Consider the following 20,531-nt stretch of genomic DNA (forward strand, 5'->3'; position numbering starts at 1 on the left):
ATATGAAACTGATACGATTTGGAGCCGAAGGCCACGAAAAGCCGGGCGTTATTATAAACGATACATGGTTTGACGTATCGCACCTTGTTGCCGATTATAACGAAGCTTTTTTTGCCGGCGGTGCCCTGGCAGAACTTAAAACTGCTGTAGATAAAGGCGGACTAACCCAAGTAGATAAAAGCACCCGTTTGGGCGCACCTATGGCAAGGCCCTCTAAGCTGGTTTGCGTAGGCCTTAATTATAAAGACCACGCTAAAGAAACCAATGCGGCCATTCCGGCAGAGCCTATTTTGTTCTTTAAGTCGACTACCGCCATTGTGGGGCCTAACGATGATCTTATCATACCAAAAAACAGTAAAAAAACTGACTGGGAGGTGGAGCTTGCCCTTGTTATAGGCAAAAAAGCAAGTTACGTATCTGAAGAAGAGGCTTTAAACCACGTTGCGGGCTATGTTTTGCATAACGATTACAGCGAACGCGAATTCCAGATTGAGCGCAACGGCCAGTGGGTTAAGGGTAAAAGCTGCGATACATTCGCACCGCTCGGCCCTTTTATTGCCACTACCGATGAAATTGAAGACGTGCACAACCTAAAGCTTTGGCTAACGGTTAATGGCAAAAAAGTTCAGGATGGCAGCACCGCCAACCTTATCTTTAATATTCCGTTTTTAGTGAGTTATATCAGCCAGTTTATGACGCTTTTGCCGGGCGATGTTATTACCACAGGTACTCCTGCCGGTGTTGGCCTTGGCATGAAACCGGAGCCGTGGTACCTTAACCCGGGCGATGTTGTAGAGTTAGGAATCGACGGATTAGGGTCGAGCAAACAAACGGCTAAGGCTTATCAAAAAATATAATTTATGACGCGCTATTGCCTTGCTTTAGACCTGGTTGATGATGCCACCCTGATTGCCGAATATGAGGCATACCATAACCGGATATGGCCTGAAATTCAGCAGAGTATTGAAGGGGCCGGGGTTACCGCTATGGAAATTTACCGTACCGGCAACCGCCTGTTTATGATTATGGAGGTTAACGATAGTTTTAGTTTTGAGGCCAAGTCCGAAGCAGATGCCGCCAACCCCAAAGTACAGGAGTGGGAACAGCTGATGTGGAAGTACCAACAGGCACTGCCTAACGCAAAACCCGGCGAAAAGTGGGTAATGATGGATAAGATATTTACGCTTTAACCATCGGGTTAACATTAAATACGTACACAAATGGATTTACATTTAAGCAATAAAATTATAGTGGTTAGTGGTGGCGCCAAAGGTATTGGTGCTGCCATTGCCAAAGGCCTTGCGGCAGAAAATGCCCTTCCGGTAATTATTGGCCGAGACACGGCCGATAATGAGAAGCTGGTTGCCGAAATTCAGGAATCAGGCTTTAAAGCCGATTATGTTACCGCCGAATTATCGAACCCTGATGCCTGCAAAGCAGCTATAGATACTATTTTAGAAAAATATAAAACTATAGACGGGCTTGTAAACAATGCCGGCGCTAACGACAGCGTGGGCCTTGAAAACGGCAATTACGATGCCTTTATGCAATCGCTGCACAAAAACGTGGTGCATTATTATTTATTGGCACAACATGCCCTGCCTGCTTTAAAGCAGAGCAAAGGCGCCATTGTAAATATTGGCAGCAAAACAGGAGAAACCGGCCAGGGAGGCACATCGGGCTATGCGGCGGCAAACGGAGCGCGCAACGCCCTAACCCGCGAGTGGGCGGTAGAATTGCTGCCTTATGAAATTAGGGTTAACGCCGTTATTGTGGCCGAAGCCTATACCCCTTTGTATAAAACATGGATAAGCTCTTTTGATAATCCTGAAGAAAAACTAAAGACCATTACCGATAAAATTCCATTAGGCAAGCGCATGACCAAAGTGGACGAAATTGCCGATACGGTATTGTTTTTATTATCAGAACGGTCCAGCCATACCACCGGCCAGCTGATACATGTAGACGGCGGTTACGTACACCTGGACCGCTCATTATAACATAAACTACTTATACAGCACAGGCTACCAGGCCGGGAATTTCTACTGCCTGTAAATCTGACCTGTAGTGCTGTAATTGTTTAAGGATGTCGGCATCCTGTGCAAAATAATTGCCATCGGCAAACAGCGTTTGATAATAGTCGATGCCTGATAAGAGGTTGTTTTTAAAGGCGGTCCATTTTTTAATCTGGGCCGTTGTTACCTCTTTTCCTAAAGTTATATCTTCCTTAAAATAATCAACATACAACTGTAGCTCTTTTACAAACATATTAGGTCGGTACCCAGCACCCAACACCGATTTGTGCCCATAAATATGGCCCACCATAGCCGCTAACGATACTTCTTTATCAAAATACGCCATATTAGGGCCGGGGCAAATAACAACGCCCTGTGCTTCGCCCTTTATGGCAATATGGTTCTCTAAATAAGCCGGATTGGCCAGGCCAACACAAAGGCACGACTTTAAGGTTATAACCTGCTGCTGCTGTTTATATTCTGAGGCTGAAAGGCCGTTGCTCTGCCCCTCAAGTTCCTCTAATTTTAATTGTTGGTACTTGCGCGATGCCGTACAAATGCCCTGCTCGTCAAACTCTCTGCTTAAGGCTAAAAGTTTTTTAGGGCAGGAGCTGCCTGCCCTGCCATCGGCAATGCGTTTGTTTTTAAAGGCTTCGTTTGTAGTGCCTTTAACGGTATTGAATGGTACCCCCAGTGGCGATATATCGCTCCTGTAAAAATCGGCTTCACCGGCATTCATTAATAGCTGACGTGTAGCAGCATCGGTAGCGGTAGCCTCCGGGACCAGTAAAAAAGGCGAGCCCCACCCCACCGAGTCGGCTTGGTACTCATCAATCAAAAAATCGTGCTCTTCTGCGGTACCAACCCCACCCTGAACGGTTATTTTTAGAGCCAAAGTTTTTTTTGGTACGGGCATTTCTTTCTGCGCGAGTATTTTAATCATCAGGCCATGTGCGGTATCTATAAGCTCTTGTTTGCGTTGTTTAAATTCTTCCATAATTGGGCCAAGCAGCAAACCCTCTGTTGCAAAGGCGTGGCCACCACAATTAAGGCCCGACTCTATCCGGTATTCGCTTACCCAAATTCCTTTTTTGGCTAAAAAACTACCTTGTATAAGTGCCGACCTAAAGTCGCTTACCTTCAGTATGACTTTCTTTTTCAGGTTACCGTTCTCATCAGGAAAAAAATCACTGAACTCGCCTATATAATTATACAGCGAAGGGTTCATACCCGCCGAAAGCACTACTGATGAACTTAATTGACTCTGTGCAAAACCACGCAATGCCGCATGGGCATCGTTATAAGCAGCAGGCAACGGCAGGTTTTTAATGTAATTGGTTTTATCAACCTTTGTCATAATATTTACATCTATGGCACCGGGTTGCAGGTGTTTTGCCACAAAACTCCTTATCTCGTTCGACTTGTCAAAATCGCTTGAAGCATAAAACTGCAGTCCGCGCTTAATGTCGCTCATCTGCGGCAGCATGGCAATAAAGTTGTTGAGTGCCTGTTTGCTGGTGGCCAGTTCGGCACAAAAGGCAGCATACTTTTTTTTAACAATCCTGTCAACAAGGTTAAGGTAGCCCGTTACGCGTTCGGCGCGGTAGTCATGCATCTTCTGGGTAATCTCTTTGTAGGGCAGCTCGAACTTCTGGCTGTAAAAGGCACGCATTTTTTCCATAAGCTCGTCGTCTACAATAGAAATTACCGAGTCTATGCCAAATTGCGCCACCCTAATGGGCGAATCTATAGTATAAGCAAGCCCCATAACAGGTATATGAAAGCTGTGCGGCTGTTGGGTTTTTGTTGTCATTTGCAAATAAATTTATCAGCAAATATTGCACATCGCATCCACTTAAAACCTGATATTTATCATACCCCGAATAATAGTTTTTGCATCAGTTAATTAGTGTATATATTTGCCCTTTAATTTATATTTTTACGGCTACCATTTATCGCCAACCGGCAGCTCCAGACTATGCAAAAACGCAACCAACATAACACATTACTATACAGTTTTTTACTGGTTGTTATGCTGTGCTTTTCGGCCAGGGCGCAAACGGCTACCTATTGCGATTCGCTTATAAAAAAAGCCAAAGAGGCAACCCATGCCAAAGATTATGTAAAATCGTTGGAGCTGTTGGCTACCGCCCGCGACCTTGCCGAAAAAAACCGCTGGAACAAGCAGCTTTTCTGGTCCATAAATTATGCAGGCATTAACTACATTTACATGATGGATTATGGCGAGGCACTAAACTACTGCCTGGAAGCTTACAATCTGTCGGTCAAAGAGCTGGGTCCGGAGTTTGAAATGATAATGCTTAACAACATTGCCATTATTTATACCGCCGATAAAAACTATAAAAAGGCCAAGGAATACTACCAGAAGGCCTACGATACTGCTAAGGAAGAGAAGTTTAAAAGCCTGGGCATTTACCTTATCAACCTGGGTAATATGGAGAATATACTCAATAACCCCAAACAGGCCAAGCTGTACATGCAGGAGGCCATGCCCAACCTTAAAAAGCACTGGCCACGGTCGATAGTAGCAGCTGAAATGATCGTTGCCGAAGCCGACCTGCTTTTAGGCAACACGGCACTGGCAAGGCAAAGCGCCACCGAACTGCTAAAACAAAAAGCCGATGTTGCCTATAACGATATTGCCATACCCTTATCGGAAATTATTGCCAAGAGCTATTTAAAAGAGGGTGATTTTGCAAACGCTTCGGCTACTGTAAACGAGCTGCTTAATGCGAGTTCTAACCTCGAAACCAAACGCAGGCTGTATGAGCTATTGGCCGATATATACTCTAAAAGCGGTGCTATTACCGATGCTCTGAGATTTAAAGATTCTATTATTGTGGCGGATACCCAGCTGCATGAAATTAAAAACGGCAGGCTGTTTGAAAACAACAGGGTAAAATTTGAGATGCAGAATTACAAGAACCAGATGGCTGCCGAAGAAGAACTGATAGCCTTGGAACGTAAAATCGTCTACTCATTATTGGCTGTAATTATTGCGGCGGTAACGGTTACGATCCTTATACTACGGCAGAAAAAGTTGATTGCCGAGCGCAACCAGCGCATTACATCGTTAGAACTGGAAAAAGAAAAGCGGGACAACCTGATACTCGAAAAGCAGTACCGCGAAAACGAAACTACATCGCAACTGGAGCAGGAACGCCTTAAGAACGAAATTGAGGCACGTAACCGCAAGCTGTCGGCAAGGGCATTGTATTTATCCGACAGGAACCAGCTTATTGAAGATATTGTAACGTCGTTAGCTAAGAAGCCAAAATTGTCTAAAGACCTTACCTTATCGAGCCAGATAAAAACCCTTAAAGAACATTTGCGCACCGATGGCGAATGGGATAATTTTATTACCCATTTTGAAGAGGTAAACCACGGCTTTTTAATGCGCCTAAAAAACCTGCATCCCACCCTTACGCAAAACGATACCCGCTTTCTTGCTTACATCTACATGAACCTTAGCGTAAAGGAAATTGCTTCTATTTTAAACATTACAATAGAGGCCTGCCGCAAACGAAAAGACCGTATGGCAGCCAAAATGGAATTACCCGAAAATTTAGCCTTATACGACTACATTTCAAGCATTTAAGATACCTATGTCTCACTTTTTCCGGTTAATGTCGTATTGTTTCCCTATTCATTTTTAGGTGGTATTATAATATTACGTAAAATTTGTGTTAACGTTGTATGTAACTCCGCATTAAAAATGTAAATGCTGTCCCCAAAAGCTATTTTAGATTTTTATACCGCGGAGTTTTTGCCCGTATTAACCCCGATTATTAATTACAAAATGGGAACAATTGCTATGAAAAAAATTACCTTAATGTTTCTCCTTTCACTACTCCCGGCACTGGGTTTTGCCCAGCTTGCCAACGAGGGTTTTGAAAACACCTGGACCGCCCTTACGGGTACATCGGGCGCGGCCGGGCCGGCCGGATGGGCTATTATTAACCAGGCCGGCGTAAATGTTACCTGGATACAGGGCGACGGAAGTGCGCAGCAACCTTATTTTGAAGGTGCGCACGCTGCATTTCTTGATAAAGAGACTTTGGCTGCTGCCGACCTTTCTGAAGACTGGCTGATTACAAAGGCCTTTAGCATGCCCGAAAATGCTGAGCTTACCTTTTACTCTAAACTGTTTTTTAATGCTGATCAGGGTACGCAGTTTAAAGTAATGATTACCGACGAAACAGGCACGGTTACACAACAGCTTAACATGGCTGCTTATGACGAACTGGTAGCGTATACAGAACTGGAACTTAACCCGAGCCAGACAGCGTGGGTTAAAAAAACAGTAAATATAGACAATACCCTTTTTCCGGCAGGAACATCTGTACACATTGCCTTTGTAATGAAGGGCAATAATGATGAGCGCTGGGCTATAGATAATGTTGCCGTACTTCAAAAATGCCAGGTGCCCGAAAACCTCGGTGCTACAGACATTGGTGTAAACCAGGCCAGCCTTACATGGGATAGCACAGGCCCTGCAACAGAATGGGAAATTGAGGTTGTACCAGGCCAGGAATCGTTTACAGGAACGGGCGTAGAATATAACGGCACACAGCCGTATATAAAAACAGGGCTGCTACAAGATACACAGTATAAATTCCGCGTGCGTGCCTTATGTGCCGATAACACCAGCGAATGGTCTGACCCCTACAATTTTGGAACTGCAAAGTATGGCGACAGCTGTGCGCTGCCCATTACGGTAACCGCTTTACCTTTTACATCGTCTGACAATACCGGTACTTTTGAAGATAACATAGATGGCAGCTCGGGCACGGGGTGTGGTACACCAAGCTGGGCCAGTTATTTAGATGGTAACGATGTTATTTATACGTACACGCCAACCACAACGGGCGCTATAAGCCTTAACCTTACCAACATTACCCAGGATTATGCCGGTATGTTTGTGTACACATCGTGCGCTAATATTGGCCAAACCTGTTACGGTGCTGCAATAAACGACTTTATGCAGACAACCGACCTTAATATTGAGCAAGTTAATGTTACCGCCGGTACTACCTACTATATAGTGATTTCTACATGGTTTGCCGATGCTACAGGTTATACCCTTAATATACAGCAGGAAAACTGCGATAAACCTACAGACCTTACCACATCAGGCGCAACATCGAGCGGCATTACACTACAGTGGACAGAAGCCGGTACCGCAACGGCATGGCAATACGTTTACCAGCCGGTAGGCACAGGTATGCCAATGGTTGCAGGAACAGCAACAAGCAGCGCATCGGTAGCGTTAACGCTGCCCGAAAGCTCGCAATATGAGTTTTATGTTCGTTCAGATTGTGGCGACGGCACGTTTAGCAGCTGGGCAGGCCCGGTAACCTTTAATACCCTTTGCGGCGTATTTACAACGCCGTTTTACGAAGGCTTTAACTCCGATTCTGATTCGCAATTCTGTTGGACGGTGCTTAACCTTAGCGGCGAAGAAAGTGCCTGGAACATGGATTCTAACTTTGAAGCTTTTGAAGGTAATGAAGCGGCACAGTTTGATGCCAGCATGAACGGCGAAGATAATAACGATATGCTTATTTCTCCGGCCATACAGCTTACGGGCAACCAAAGGCTTAAATTTCATTATAAAACCGAAGATGCCGGCGCGGTTGCCTTTAAAGTGGTACTATCTACTACGGGTACAGACCCAGAAGATTTTACTACAGAGCTTATTCCGCTAACCACCTATAATACTACCAATTTCGTTCAAAAGGTAGTAAACCTTAGCAGCATCCCCGCAGGGCCGGTGTATATTGCATGGCAGGTGCCACCGGGATTAAACCCTGGCTTTCAGGTAATAATAGACAATGTTATTATAGAAGACCTGCCTGCCTGTGCAGAACCTATAGACCTTATTGCTACCAACGTTACCGCTACCACAGCCCAATTTTCATGGACAGCGGGTAGCGATGAAACGGCTTGGGAAGTGTTTATATCCGATCCTAATACCGGCGTAATTCCGGGTCCGGAAACACCGGGCATAGCGGCTACTAATCCGTATCAGGCAACAACGTTAACACCTTCTACCCAATATTCGTTTTACGTTCGCTCGGCTTGCGGAGCCGAAGGTAACAGCACCTGGGTTGGCCCAATATTTTTTACCACAGGCTGCGAGGCTTTTGATGTGCCTTTCTTTGAAGGTTTTAACTCAGATTCGGCCACACAGGACTGCTGGACCATTAAAAATACCAATGGCGACTGGGCCGAGTGGAATATGGAAGACGGCACCCCTTTTGAGGGCGACGAAGCTGCTACCATATACACAGGCAACCCGCCCAATAATGATTGGTTGATATCGCCGGCCATTAACCTTACCCCTAACCAAAGGCTTAAGTATAACTACAAAGTAGCCGATGCTACTACGTTTAAAGTTTTGCTTTCTACCACACAGGCAGACCTTGCTGACTTTACCAATGTTTTGGTACCGGAGGCATCGTACACCAATTCAGATTATAAAAAACAAATTGTATCGTTAGCCGCCTATACCGGCACCGTATATATTGCATGGCAGGTACCACCGGCCGATGCTTTTGGTGAAGAATTTACACTTGATAATATAATTATAGAGCAAATACCGGTTTGCCCTGAACCGCTTGATGTGGTTGTGGGAGATATAACACAAAACTCTGCCGGGATTAGTTGGACAGCAGGCGGTACAGAAACTGCATGGGAAGTAATAGTATATGCCGAAGGCCAGGATGTACCAACATCGGGCCAGCCTGCTGCCAGCAACTCGATAATTGTAACCACACTTGCCGATGGCAGCCCTATACAGTCGGGTACCATTTATCATGTAATAGTTAAAGCGGTTTGCAGCCCTACCGAAAGCAGCCTGCCCTCTGACCCAACTACGTTTATTACTGCAATATCTAATGATGATTGCGATTCGGCTACTGTAATACCTGTTAACACCGGCGCAGCGTGCGATGTTTTTGCATCGGGAACGGTATATGGTGCAACACCATCTGCCCAGGAAAACCCTTGCGGCGACTGGACTTTTGCCGATGACGATGTTTGGTTCCAGTTTACGGCCACCAACGAGCTACACACGGTATCTATACTAAATATAGCAGGCAGCACCAGCTTTTTAATGTATATGATTTACCAGGGCGATGGTTGTGGCAACCTTACCCAAATAGGAGATTGCAGCACTGCATACGCCGAATATGGCCTTGACGCCAGCACCGCGGTACTAAACAACCTTACGGTAGGCAACACCTACATGATAAGGATATTTACCCCAGATGAGGACACCAACCAAACCACTACATTTAATGTGTGTGTAAAAGTGCCGGTACAACCAATTACGGTTAGCACTACGCAGTATACCGTTGAGCAATTGGTTACCGATGTACTTTTCGGCGAAAGCTGTACACAGGTAAGCAATGTAACCTGGTCTACAGGTACTAACTACCCTGACCCTGAAAATATTTTTGGCGATAACCCTAACGGTATTGGCTACTTTAACCAAAACGGTTCGGTTTTCCCTTTATCTGAAGGTATTGTAATGACCACCGGAGACGTTACTAAAGTCCCTGGCCCTAACTATACGGCTATGGAACAGGGATCGGCAGTTTGGCTGGGCGATACCGATATTGATGCCGTTATGGAAAATATGCTGGGCGCACCGCCGTTATGGCCGTCTACCAATGCATCGGTAATAGAATTCGACTTTATTCCGGCAATACCGGAGCTTAACTTAGACTTTTTATTCGCATCGGAAGAATATGGCGATTTTATACAGTGCTACAGCTACGATACCTTTGCCATATTGCTTACTGGCCCCGACGGTACTACGCAGAATATTGCAGTAATTCCGGATACGGACGATGCCATATCGGTATTCAACATAAGCGGTGCCGGATATCCTAACGTTTGCCCGGGCTATAACCTGCCTTATTTTGACCATTACAATGTTTTTGACCAACAGGATTACTCGCCTACCTCTTTTGCCGGAGAAACGGTTGTAATGACGGCTACGGCCACCCTGCAGGTTAACCAGCAGTACCACCTTAAAATTGCTATTGCCGAGACCGATAACAACCTGGATTCGGGCGTGTTTATTAAAGGTGGCGTTAGCGCTATTGCTAATCCTGACCTTGGTGTCGACCTGCTTGTTGCTACCAACAACGCTATTTGTGCCGGCGGAGAGGTTACACTGCAAAGCGGCCTTAGCGATACTATTTTCGATTTTACATGGAACAACGCCAACGGTGTTATAACAGGTCAGACCGGTGCCGAACTTGTAGTTACAGAACCGGGAACCTATACTATAAACGCTACCCTTACCGGCACAAGCTGTGTGGTAACCGATACCGTTGTGGTAGAGTTTTACCCTGCTGTTGAAGATGTTGTAGCCAACCCTACAGACCTAACTATCTGCGATGCCGATGGTTTTGCCACCTTTAACCTTTCGCAAAATATAGCGGTTATATTAGCAGGCCAAAATGCTTCTGATTATATAGTAAGCTACCATGCTTCTCAGGCGGAAGCCGAAAACAATACGGGCGCTTTAAACGCAGTTTCGTATGAAAATGCAACGCAGTTTGAACAAACCATTTACGTTAGGGTATACAACAACGTTACCCAATGCTTTGGTGTTAAAACCTTTAAGCTTATTGTACAAAACCTTACGCCGCAGTTTACGCTTACCAGCGACCTGCAATTGTGCGAAGGCGCAGTAGGCACGTTACAAGTTACCCCTATAAACTTTACCGATGCCGAAGTTGTTTACAGCTGGACACTAAACGGAGCTCCGTTTGCAGGTAATGTAAACGCTATTACCGTTACTTTGGGTGGTTTGTATGTGGTAACTATAGATAACTCAGGTTGTGTGGCAACGCAGCAGGTTACAGTAACGGTTACACCACAACCGGTGGCCGATGTATTTACCGACCTTACCCGTTGCGACAGCTATACTTTAGAGCCGCTAAGCGCAGGTAACAACTACTACACCGGCCCTAACGGCACGGGTACATTATTAGCTGCCGGAACTGTGATTATAGACACCCAGTTGATTTATGTGTACGCCCAGTCGGCGGCAAATGCCGATTGTTTTGCACAGAGCAGCTTTACGGTAACGGTTACACCAACGCCGCAAATTGAGCTGGCGCAAAACTGTAACAACAATAACGAGTACGAGCTTACGGCTATTTTCTTAGACGATACCTACAACCAGGACAACGCAACTTTTGAATGGACGGGTCCGCAAACGGGTAGCGAGCCAACGCTGGTTATTACCACGCCGGGCACCTACACGCTTACTGTATCGCCTTTAGAGGGCAATACATGCGCTGTTGAGGCTACCATTGTGGTAGACGACACTATGTGCGAAGTTCAGAAAGGTATATCGCCTAATAATGATGGCCTTAACGATAACTTTGAACTTACAGCACTTAATGTCAGAACCATAAGCATCTTTAACCGTTATGGTAAAGAGGTGTATCATAAAACAAATTACAGCAACGAGTGGCATGGCCAGACCGATGGTGGCGACGAGCTGCCAACGGGTACGTATTTTTATACTTTTGAGCGTACCAATGGCGAAACCAAAACCGGCTGGATCTATATTAACCGACAGGAAAACTAAAATTTCCTTAAAGTTTTTAGTTTGGATTACATAAATGTATATATTTGCAACGCAATCAGTACAAGAACTGACACCCATTTATGATATTCAATCAGCTACATCATCATCATTTTCAAACTGGCTCTTACGCGAGAAGGAAATGATATGGTAGTAACCTAAAATATTTTTCTAAACCCGTTTGAGTAAAATCAGACGGGTTTTTTATTTGCACCAACTTCTCCCCCTCTTATTTTACTCAGGCTTATTAAAACAAACAATGAGTAAATTAAAAATTGCCATCCAGAAGAACGGCAGGTTAAGCGAAAAATCGCTACAGTTATTAAAAGAATGCGGCATAAAGCTGTCTAACGGCGAGCGCAGGCTAAAAACTACATCGTCTAACTTTCCTATCGAAATATTATTTTTAAGGGATGATGATATCCCACAGTATGTAGAGCAGGGCGTTGCCGATGTGGGCATACTGGGCGAAAACGAGGTTTGGGAAAAAGACAAGAATGTAGTTATTACCAAAAAACTGGGCTTTGCTAATTGCAGGCTGTCGCTTGCCATACCTAAAGATGTGCAATACACCGGCCTTAGCTACTTTAACCAAAAAAAGGTAGCTACCAGTTACCCGGGCATACTGGATAAATTCTTTAAACAAAACAACTTAGAGGTAGAGATAGAAACCATTGGCGGCAGTGTGGAAATTGCCCCCGGTATTGGCCTTGCCGATGCTATTTTTGATATTGTAAGCACCGGCAGCACCCTGCAAATTAACGGTCTAAAAGAGGTAGAATTGGTTACCACCAGCGAGGCGGTGTTGATAAGCAACCCCAACCTGGATGCCGAAAAACAGGAAATTTTAGAGCGATTGCTGTTCAGGATACAATCGGTTAGAAATGCAGCCGAGAACAAATACATATTGCTTAACGCCCCTAACGAATCGATCGAAAAAATAAGCAACATACTACCCGGCATGAAAAGCCCCACCGTGCTGCCCCTTATAGAACCGGGCTGGAGCAGCATCCACTCCGTAGTAAAAGAAGACGAATTTTGGGATATCATCGACCAGCTTAAGGCGCTTGGCGCGGAAGGCATACTGATTATAAACGTAGAAAAAATGATATTGTAAGCCATGATACAAAAGATAATAAACCCCAGTATAAACCAATGGCAAAGCCTTTGCGAGCGCCCTGCCCTGCCCCAACTGGATGTGCAGGAACTGGTGCAGCAAATTTTTACCGAGATAAAACGCAATGGCGACGAAGCCGTTAAAAAATACACCGGCTTTTTTGATGATGCCCTTATAGAGAACGTAAAAGTTTCGGCGGAAGCCATTGAGGCCGCGGCACAGCAAATTCCACAAGATTTAAAACAGGCCATACAACTGGCTAAAAGCAACATAGAGCAATTTCACGCATCGCAGCAGGAACAAAAAAAGGTTATCGAGACAACGCCCGGCGTGGAGTGTTGGAGAGAGAGCCGCCCTATAGACAGGGTGGGCATTTACATTCCAGGAGGCTCAGCGCCGCTGTTCTCAACCGTATTAATGCTGGGTATACCCGCTAAAATTGCGGGCTGTAAAGAGATCGTGCTGTGCTCGCCACCCGACAAAAACGGCAACATTAACCCCGCCATTTTGTACACGGCACAGTTGGTAGGCATTACGGCCGTGTACGCCATTGGCGGCATACAGGCCATTGGCGCACTGGCCATTGGCACAGAGAGCATTACAAAAGTAGATAAGATTTTTGGTCCCGGTAACCAGTACGTAACCGCCGCAAAACAGGCTGCCTTAAACTACGGTGTGGCTATCGACCTGCCAGCGGGGCCAAGCGAGGTACTGGTTATTACCGATGCTACCTGCAACCCCGATTTTGTGGCGGCCGATTTACTATCACAAGCAGAACACGGTGCCGATAGCCAGGTTATCTTGCTTTCGGACAGCGAGGGAGTAACCGATGCGGTTATCAAAGCGCTGCAACAGCAAACGGAGGCGCTTCCGCGTAAGGAAACCGTACTTAAATGCCTGCAAAACAGCAAGGCTATTGTACTTGCAACTATTAACGATTGTGTAAATTTCAGTAACCTGTACGCACCGGAGCACCTTATTATCGCATCGGATAGCGCAGAAAGTTTCGTTAATTTAATTACAACTGCCGGGTCGGTCTTTTTAGGCAATTACAGCTGCGAGAGCGCCGGCGATTATGCCAGCGGTACCAACCACACCCTGCCTACTAACGGCTATGCCAAAAGCTACAGTGGGGTATCGTTAGATAGCTTTGTAAAAAAGATTACCTTTCAGAAAATCAGTGCCGCCGGCCTTCAAAATATTGGCCCTGCCATAGAACTTATGGCTGCCGCCGAGCAGCTACAAGCCCATAAAAATGCCGTAACCATCCGTTTAAAAAGCCTTAACAATGTTTAACCTCACTACATTAGTACGCCCCAACATACTCAATTTAGAGCCGTATTCGTCGGCACGGGATGAATTTTCGGGCACCGAGGGTATCTTTCTGGATGCCAACGAAAACCCGTACGGCAACCTGAACCGCTACCCCGACCCGTTCCAGAAACAGCTAAAGCAAAAACTGTCTGAAATTAAATCGGTTGCAACCGAAAATATCTTTTTAGGCAACGGCAGCGATGAGATAATCGACCTGTGTTTCCGTATTTTTTGCGAACCCGGCAAAGATAAAGCCCTTACGTTTGTGCCTACCTATGGCATGTACGAGGTTTCCGCAGCTATAAATAACGTAGAGCTGGTTACCGTTAACCTGGATAAAACCTTTCAGATCAATATGAGCGAAGCCCTGCCTCTACTAACCGATGCCAGCCTTAAGCTTGTATTTATTTGTTCGCCCAACAACCCCACCGCCAATAGTATTGATGCGGTTGAGGCTATTATCCAGAATTTTAAGGGCATTGTGGTGGTAGACGAGGCATACATTGATTTTTCCGACAGGGAATCACTATCACAAAAAATAGCTCAGTATCCTAATCTCATTGTGCTGCAAACCCTTAGCAAAGCCTGGGGGCTTGCGGCGGCGCGTGTGGGCATGGCGTTTACCAATGCGGCCATTGTTAGCTTTTTAAACAAGGTAAAGCCGCCGTACAACATTAGCGCGCCCAACCAAATTGCTGCCTTAGCGACGTTAGAAAAGACAGATGAGTACGACAGGCAGAAGGAAACCCTGCTTAATGAGCGTGTAATAATGATACAGCAGCTAAGGCAACTGGATTATGTGCGTAAAATTTACCCGTCGGATACCAACTTCATTCTAATCGAAGTCACCAATGCCGATGCTGTTTACAACGCCCTTACAGCCCAAAACATAATAATAAGAAACCGTAACAAAGTGGTTAAAAACTGCCTGAGGATAACCATAGGCAGGCCGCATGAAAATGCCGTGCTTTTAACCGCTTTACAAAATATACAACCATGAAAAAAGTACTTTTTATAGACCGCGATGGCACCCTTGTTATAGAGCCACCTATAGATTATCAGTTAGATAGCCTGGAAAAACTGGAGTTTTACCCTGGGGTTTTTGCTAACCTTTCGCGCATTGTCCGCGAGATGGATTATGAGCTGGTAATGGTTACCAACCAGGATGGGTTGGGTACAGGTTCTTTTCCGGAAGATACCTTTTGGCCCGCCCAAAACAAAATGCTTCAGGCCTTTAAAAATGAAGGCATTACCTTTGCCGAGATCATCATCGATAAGAGCTTTCCGCACGAAAATTTGCTGTCGCGCAAGCCGGGTACTGCCCTGCTTACGCACTATCTTAAAGGCAATTACAACCTTGCAAACAGCTACGTGATTGGCGACAGGCTAACCGATGTGCAACTGGCTAAAAACCTGGGCAGCAAGGCTATTTACATGGGCACAGAGCCCTGCGAAGCCGATTTGGTTACCCAAAGCTGGGAGGCTATTTACGGCTTTTTAAAAGCCGTGCCACGTGCTGCCACCGTTACCCGTAAAACCAACGAGACCGATATTTTTGTTGATGTTAACCTTAGCGGCAGCGGCAAAAGCAACATTAACACCGGGCTGGCGTTTTTTGACCACATGCTCGACCAGCTGGCGCGCCACGGAAATGTAGACCTGACCATTAAGGTGGCCGGCGACCTGGAAATTGATGAGCACCACACGATAGAAGATACGGCTATTGCCCTTGGCGATGCTTTTTTACAGGCATTAGGCAGCAAAAAGGGCATTGAGCGCTATGGTTTCCTGCTTCCAATGGACGATTGCCTGACGCAGGTGGCCATAGATTTTGGCGGCCGACCCTGGCTGGTTTGGGATGCCGATTTTAAGCGCGAAAAGATTGGCGAGATGCCTACCGAAATGTTTATGCACTTTTTTAAATCATTCAGCGACAGTGCCAAATGCAACCTGAACATCAAGGCCGAGGGCACTAACGAGCACCACAAGATCGAGTCGATCTTTAAGGCATTTGCCAAAGCCATTAAGATGGCCGTGCAGCAAACCGACAATTTTAAGATACCAAGCACAAAAGGAACATTATGATAGCCATACTAAAATATAATGCGGGCAACACGCAGTCGGTCGAGAACGCCATAAGGCGGCTGGGCTACGATTGTTTGGTTACCGATGATGTGCAACTGCTGCAAAGTGCCGATAAAGTAATTTTTCCGGGTGTGGGAGAGGCGGCATCGGCTATGGCCTATTTGCGTGCCAAGGGTCTCGACAAAATTATTCTGGAGCTTACCCAACCCGTTTTAGGAATTTGCCTTGGTTTGCAATTGATGTGTCGGTACTCTGAAGAAGGTGCTACAACCGGCCTTGGAATTTTTGATGTGGACGTAAAAAAATTTCCGCCAAAAGATAAAGTGCCGCACATGGGTTGGAACACAATCTCAGAGTCCGAAAGTGAAATATTAAGCACTATTTTGCCCGATGACGACGTATATTTTGTGCACAGCTACTACGCCGAATTGTCTCAATATACCATTGCCCAATGCGACTATATTTTGCCGTTTAGCGCTGCGCTGCAAAAAGACAACTTTTATGCAGTGCAGTTCCACACCGAAAAATCGGGCAACGTGGGTGAACAAATACTTACTAACTTCTTGAAATTATGAGAATTATACCTGCCATAGACATTATAAACGGCAAGTGTGTACGCCTTACCAAAGGCGATTACAGCACCCAAAAAATATACAACAACGACCCCGTTGAAGTTGCCAAAGAATTTGAAGCCGCCGGCATTAAATACCTGCACTTAGTAGACCTTGACGGGGCTAAATCAGGCCAGATAGTCAACTATAAAGTACTGGAATCCATTGCATTAAACACAAATCTAACCATCGATTTTGGTGGAGGCATTAAAACCGAAGCCGACCTGAATACTGCCTTTAATGCCGGTGCATCCCAGATTACAGCAGGTAGCATAGCGGTTAAAAGCCCTGAACTGGTGTACGAATGGCTTGCCAAATTCGGACCCGAGAAAATCATCCTGGGTGCCGATTGCCTTAACCGTAAAATCGCAACCAGCGGATGGCTGGAAAACAGCGAGTTAGATGTAATCGAATTTATAAAAACCTATAAGGCAAAAGGTATAAACAACGTTATTTGTACCGATATTAGCAAGGATGGAATGCTGCAAGGCGCTTCTAATGAGCTGTATACAGAAATATTAAGTAACGTAACTATCAACCTGATCGCCAGTGGTGGCATTGCTACGATGAATGATGTACTGAAAGTACAACAAATTGGTTGTGAAGGTGTTATTATAGGAAAAGCCATTTACGAAGGCAAAATTTCATTAAAAGAATTGAGTACATTATGCTGAAAAAGAGGATTATACCGTGTTTTGACATAAAAGACGGACGTGTGGTTAAGGGCGTTAACTTTGTGGGGCTGCGCGATGCCGGCAACCCTGTAGAGCTGGCAGCTCAGTATGCCCTGGCCGGTGCCGATGAGTTAGTTTTTCTGGATATTACTGCTACACAAGAGAATAGAAAAACATTAACCGACCTGGTTGCCCAAATTGCTGCCGAAATTAACATACCGTTTACCGTGGGTGGCGGCATTAACTCAGTGGCTGATGCTGAGAAGATTATACGCAGTGGTGCCGACAAGATAAGCCTTAACTCGTCGGCAGTAAAAAATCAGAAACTGATAACCGACATTGCCAAAAGCCTTGGCACACAAGCCGTTGTAGTAGCTATTGATACTAAGCTTATTGATGGCAAGTGGCAGGTTTTCATCAGCGGTGGTAAAGTAGCAACAGGCTTAGATACAGTGCAATGGGCGCAACAGGCCGAACAACTGGGTGCCGGAGAACTGCTGCTTACCTCCATGAATAATGATGGTACCAAAGCCGGCTTTGCCCTTGATATACTGAACCTTATATGCGATGCCGTGAGTATTCCGGTAATTGCATCGGGGGGTGCGGGTAATATGGCGCATTTTAAAGAGGTATTTACCCAAACTCACGCTACTGCGGCACTGGCTGCCAGTATTTTTCACTATGGAGAGATTGGCATTCAGCAACTTAAAGATTATTTAAAAACAGAAAACATTGCTATACGATGAAATTAGATTTTAATAAAACCAATGGGCTGATACCCGTTGTAATTCAGGATACCTACAGCCTTAAAGTGCTGATGCTGGGTTATATGAATGAGGAAGCCTACGAAAAAACCGTTGCAGAACAAAGGGTTACGTTTTTTAGCCGCAGCCGTAACGAGCTGTGGACCAAGGGTGCAACATCGGGCAATTACCTAAATGTGGTACAAATATTACCTGACTGTGATAATGACACCCTGCTTATTACCGTAATTCCCGAGGGTCCAACTTGCCACACCGGCAGCGAAACCTGCTTTAAATCAGCCACTAACAAAGGTTTTTTGTATAAACTGGAGCAAATTATTGAAGAGAAAATATCGGGCGAAGACCCCACATCCTACACTAACGAACTTTATAAGAGGGGTATAAATAAAGTTGCGCAAAAAGTGGGCGAAGAAGCTGTTGAACTTATTATTGAAGCTAAAGACAACGATGACAGCCTCTTTAAAAATGAGGCCGCCGATTTACTTTACCACTTTCTTATTTTACTGAAAGCTAAGAATATGAAGTTAGAGGATATAGAATCTATCTTGCAGGAAAGAAACCGTTAGATGTTAATAGTACTTATAAATTCGTATAAATCATTGATTCCCAATATGTAATCAGCAGTAAGGTTTTCAATAGCGTTGCGGGGCATAAAAGGCATTTCGGCGGTTTCCGGGTCTTGTACTACAACAATACCCCCCGCCGCTTTAATGGCCTGCAGGCCCTGGGTACCATCGGCGTTAGCGCCCGATAACAGTACTGCAACCAATGCCGGCCCGTATACATCAGCCGCCGACTCAAACGATACGTCAATACTTGGCCTGCTGTAATTTACCTTTTCGGACGTATCGAGCGAAAGCTGGTCGTTCTTCTCAAAAAGCAGGTGGTAATCAGACGGGGCAATGTAAATATTGCCCGGTAAAAGGGCTATTTTATCTTCAACTTCCTTAACGGGAATGCTTGTTTTTATGGCAATTAGCTCTTCGAGGGTAGAGTCTTCGCTGCTTTTGCGGTGCACTACCAGTACAATAGCAAAAGTAGCTACAGTAAGGCGCGGCAGCAATTTTAAAAGCACATCGAGGCTACCTGCTGAGCCTCCGATAATTACAACTTTACAACCCGAAATTATTGGACTTTTTTCCATATCTTTTCTTTGTTATGTTGTTTAAAACTGTTTTGAAGGGGAGAGAATTTTATGGTTTCTTTAGTGCCTAAAGCCAGGTAGCCAAGCTTGGCAAGGCTATCGTCAAACAACACTAAAGCTTTGTCCTGCAAATCTTTATCAAAGTATATAAGTACGTTACGGCACAGTATCAGGTCGAATTCATTAAACGATCCGTCTGACACTAAATTATGCTGCGAGAATACCATTTTCTCTGAGAGCTCGCTGTCAAACTTTGCAAAGCCGTAATTAGCTGTGTAATAGTGTGAAAAGTCTTTTTTACCGCCCGATGCCATGTAGTTTTCAGAGTACTGTTTCATCATCTGTAACGGAAAGATGCCTTTTTTAGCTACATCGAGTACAAGTGCATTAATATCAGTGGCGTACAGTAACGATTTGTGCAATAAATTAAGCTCTTTAAGCAAAATAGCCATAGAGTACACCTCTTCGCCGGTAGAGCAGCCCGCATGCCAGATACGTATAAAGGGTTTGGTACCAATTATGGGGAGTATTTCGGTACGCAACACATTGTAAAACAGAGGGTCGCGAAACATCTCGGTAACATTTACCGTAATTTCTTCTACCATGTGCTTAAAGTAGGCCGGTTCAGAGCGCACTTTAGAGAGCAATTCGGTAAAATTCCTGAACCCATCTAAATGCAACAACCTGTCTACACGCCTTTTAAGCGATGCACGGGAGTAGCCGCTAAAATCGAAACCGTAGTATTCAAATACTTCATTTATCAATACCTCCAGCTCACGGTCATCTATCAACACCATCTATATCGTACTTAATAATTGCAACAATTTATCAACATCAACCGGTTTAGATATGTAGCCGTCGGCACCAGCGGCAAGGCATTTTTCGCGGTCGCCCACCATGGCCTGCGCCGTAACCGATATTACCGGGGTGCCCACCCTTTCGGGTATCTTTTTAATAAGCGGAATAGCCTCATAACCATCCATATCGGGCATCATCATGTCTATCAGTACTGCATCTATAACCTCGGTACCTTTAAGCAATTCTAAGGCTTCTTTGGCGCTGGTGCACGACGGGCACTCAAAACCTTTGGCACGTAATGTGGCGCTTAACGCGAATATATTACGCGAATCATCATCTATAATTAAAACTCTTTTCTTCATATTATATAATTAC

At 45.1% G+C, this 20,531-nt stretch carries 17 protein-coding genes; 13 read left to right on the plus strand and 4 right to left on the minus strand.

Annotated features, from left to right (window positions below; genetic code table 11):
• The first annotated feature begins 2 nt into the window (after positions 1–2).
• The 3 genes from G509_RS0120315 to G509_RS0120325 are packed head-to-tail and all read left to right on the plus strand — an operon-like array spanning position 3 to position 2,000.
• Positions 3–857, plus strand: a complete 855-nt coding sequence (locus G509_RS0120315) for a fumarylacetoacetate hydrolase family protein (RefSeq protein ID WP_026993225.1) — start codon at positions 3–5, stop codon at positions 855–857.
• Between the two features lie 3 nt (positions 858–860).
• A complete protein-coding gene (locus G509_RS0120320; protein ID WP_026993226.1) occupies positions 861–1,190 on the plus strand; it encodes an L-rhamnose mutarotase in 330 nt (109 codons plus the stop codon).
• Between the two features lie 30 nt (positions 1,191–1,220).
• Positions 1,221–2,000, plus strand: a complete 780-nt coding sequence (locus tag G509_RS0120325; RefSeq protein WP_026993227.1) for an L-fucose dehydrogenase — start codon at positions 1,221–1,223, stop codon at positions 1,998–2,000.
• A gap of 10 nt (positions 2,001–2,010) precedes the next feature.
• Here the strand turns inward: G509_RS0120325 and G509_RS0120330 are convergent, their stop codons facing one another.
• Complete coding sequence (locus tag G509_RS0120330) at positions 2,011–3,828, minus strand: hypothetical protein (protein WP_026993228.1); 1,818 nt, start codon at positions 3,826–3,828, stop codon at positions 2,011–2,013.
• A 165-nt stretch (positions 3,829–3,993) separates the two neighbouring features.
• On the opposite strand from G509_RS0120330, the gene G509_RS0120335 reads away from it, so the two are divergent.
• From G509_RS0120335 to hisIE, 10 genes are all read left to right on the plus strand, one after another.
• On the plus strand, positions 3,994–5,634 hold the full coding sequence (locus G509_RS0120335; RefSeq protein WP_026993229.1) for a tetratricopeptide repeat protein: 1,641 nt from the start codon (positions 3,994–3,996) through the stop codon (positions 5,632–5,634).
• 216 nt (positions 5,635–5,850) lie between these two features.
• Positions 5,851–11,652, plus strand: coding sequence for a choice-of-anchor J domain-containing protein (locus G509_RS0120340; protein WP_161627190.1), 5,802 nt, complete (start codon positions 5,851–5,853; stop codon positions 11,650–11,652).
• A 256-nt stretch (positions 11,653–11,908) separates the two neighbouring features.
• Positions 11,909–12,766 (plus strand): ATP phosphoribosyltransferase, encoded by an 858-nt coding sequence (gene hisG / locus G509_RS0120345; RefSeq protein ID WP_026993231.1) that lies wholly within the window; start codon positions 11,909–11,911, stop codon positions 12,764–12,766.
• Between the two features lie 6 nt (positions 12,767–12,772).
• Positions 12,773–14,062, plus strand: a complete 1,290-nt coding sequence (gene hisD / locus G509_RS0120350) for a histidinol dehydrogenase (protein WP_026993232.1) — start codon at positions 12,773–12,775, stop codon at positions 14,060–14,062.
• Entirely contained in the window at positions 14,055–15,080 is a 1,026-nt protein-coding gene (hisC, locus tag G509_RS0120355; protein ID WP_026993233.1) for a histidinol-phosphate transaminase, read from the plus strand. Before hisD ends, hisC begins: the two co-directional genes overlap by 8 nt.
• Positions 15,077–16,165, plus strand: coding sequence for a bifunctional histidinol-phosphatase/imidazoleglycerol-phosphate dehydratase HisB (gene hisB, locus G509_RS0120360; protein WP_026993234.1), 1,089 nt, complete (start codon positions 15,077–15,079; stop codon positions 16,163–16,165). Before hisC ends, hisB begins: the two co-directional genes overlap by 4 nt.
• Positions 16,162–16,740 (plus strand): imidazole glycerol phosphate synthase subunit HisH, encoded by a 579-nt coding sequence (gene hisH, locus G509_RS0120365; protein ID WP_026993235.1) that lies wholly within the window; start codon positions 16,162–16,164, stop codon positions 16,738–16,740. The genes hisB and hisH overlap by 4 nt, the downstream gene beginning before the upstream one ends.
• Entirely contained in the window at positions 16,737–17,450 is a 714-nt protein-coding gene (hisA, locus tag G509_RS0120370; protein WP_026993236.1) for a 1-(5-phosphoribosyl)-5-[(5-phosphoribosylamino)methylideneamino]imidazole-4-carboxamide isomerase, read from the plus strand. The genes hisH and hisA overlap by 4 nt, the downstream gene beginning before the upstream one ends.
• A complete protein-coding gene (gene hisF, locus G509_RS0120375; protein ID WP_026993237.1) occupies positions 17,444–18,196 on the plus strand; it encodes an imidazole glycerol phosphate synthase subunit HisF in 753 nt (250 codons plus the stop codon). Before hisA ends, hisF begins: the two co-directional genes overlap by 7 nt.
• Entirely contained in the window at positions 18,193–18,780 is a 588-nt protein-coding gene (gene hisIE, locus G509_RS0120380; protein ID WP_026993238.1) for a bifunctional phosphoribosyl-AMP cyclohydrolase/phosphoribosyl-ATP diphosphatase HisIE, read from the plus strand. Before hisF ends, hisIE begins: the two co-directional genes overlap by 4 nt.
• Here hisIE and G509_RS0120385 read toward each other — a convergent pair.
• From G509_RS0120385 to G509_RS0120395, 3 genes are read right to left on the minus strand one after another with little or no spacing between them, the layout of a single operon-like run.
• Positions 18,777–19,358: a chemotaxis protein CheB gene (locus tag G509_RS0120385; RefSeq protein WP_026993239.1), complete on the minus strand. Its 582-nt coding sequence runs from the start codon at positions 19,356–19,358 to the stop codon at positions 18,777–18,779. The genes hisIE and G509_RS0120385 overlap by 4 nt on opposite strands.
• A complete protein-coding gene (locus G509_RS0120390) occupies positions 19,340–20,155 on the minus strand; it encodes a CheR family methyltransferase (protein WP_316931122.1) in 816 nt (271 codons plus the stop codon). The genes G509_RS0120385 and G509_RS0120390 overlap by 19 nt, the downstream gene beginning before the upstream one ends.
• The gene (locus G509_RS0120395; RefSeq protein WP_026993241.1) at positions 20,156–20,518 is read right to left on the minus strand and encodes a response regulator; all 363 of its coding nucleotides are present in this window, start codon (positions 20,516–20,518) and stop codon (positions 20,156–20,158) included. It lies immediately after the preceding gene.
• Between the last annotated feature and the right edge of the window lie 13 nt (positions 20,519–20,531).

The organism is Flavobacterium subsaxonicum WB 4.1-42 = DSM 21790 (assembly GCF_000422725.1).
Taxonomy (GTDB): domain Bacteria; phylum Bacteroidota; class Bacteroidia; order Flavobacteriales; family Flavobacteriaceae; genus Flavobacterium; species Flavobacterium subsaxonicum.

Bases quoted from the DNA above. Each gene is read 5' to 3' on its own strand.
- hisC (WP_026993233.1), top strand. From the start codon at position 14,055: ATGTTTAACCTCACTACATTAGTACGCCCCAACATACTCAATTTAGAG.
- hisG (WP_026993231.1), top strand. From the start codon at position 11,909: ATGAGTAAATTAAAAATTGCCATCCAGAAGAACGGCAGGTTAAGCGAA.
- G509_RS0120395 (WP_026993241.1), bottom strand. From the start codon at position 20,518: ATGAAGAAAAGAGTTTTAATTATAGATGATGATTCGCGTAATATATTC.
- G509_RS0120340 (WP_161627190.1), top strand. From the start codon at position 5,851: ATGAAAAAAATTACCTTAATGTTTCTCCTTTCACTACTCCCGGCACTG.
- G509_RS0120325 (WP_026993227.1), top strand. From the start codon at position 1,221: ATGGATTTACATTTAAGCAATAAAATTATAGTGGTTAGTGGTGGCGCC.
- hisF (WP_026993237.1), top strand. From the start codon at position 17,444: ATGCTGAAAAAGAGGATTATACCGTGTTTTGACATAAAAGACGGACGT.
- G509_RS0120315 (WP_026993225.1), top strand. From the start codon at position 3: ATGAAACTGATACGATTTGGAGCCGAAGGCCACGAAAAGCCGGGCGTT.
- hisH (WP_026993235.1), top strand. From the start codon at position 16,162: ATGATAGCCATACTAAAATATAATGCGGGCAACACGCAGTCGGTCGAG.
- hisIE (WP_026993238.1), top strand. From the start codon at position 18,193: ATGAAATTAGATTTTAATAAAACCAATGGGCTGATACCCGTTGTAATT.
- hisA (WP_026993236.1), top strand. From the start codon at position 16,737: ATGAGAATTATACCTGCCATAGACATTATAAACGGCAAGTGTGTACGC.
- G509_RS0120330 (WP_026993228.1), bottom strand. From the start codon at position 3,828: ATGACAACAAAAACCCAACAGCCGCACAGCTTTCATATACCTGTTATG.
- G509_RS0120385 (WP_026993239.1), bottom strand. From the start codon at position 19,358: ATGGAAAAAAGTCCAATAATTTCGGGTTGTAAAGTTGTAATTATCGGA.
- hisB (WP_026993234.1), top strand. From the start codon at position 15,077: ATGAAAAAAGTACTTTTTATAGACCGCGATGGCACCCTTGTTATAGAG.
- G509_RS0120320 (WP_026993226.1), top strand. From the start codon at position 861: ATGACGCGCTATTGCCTTGCTTTAGACCTGGTTGATGATGCCACCCTG.
- G509_RS0120335 (WP_026993229.1), top strand. From the start codon at position 3,994: ATGCAAAAACGCAACCAACATAACACATTACTATACAGTTTTTTACTG.
- G509_RS0120390 (WP_316931122.1), bottom strand. From the start codon at position 20,155: ATGGTGTTGATAGATGACCGTGAGCTGGAGGTATTGATAAATGAAGTA.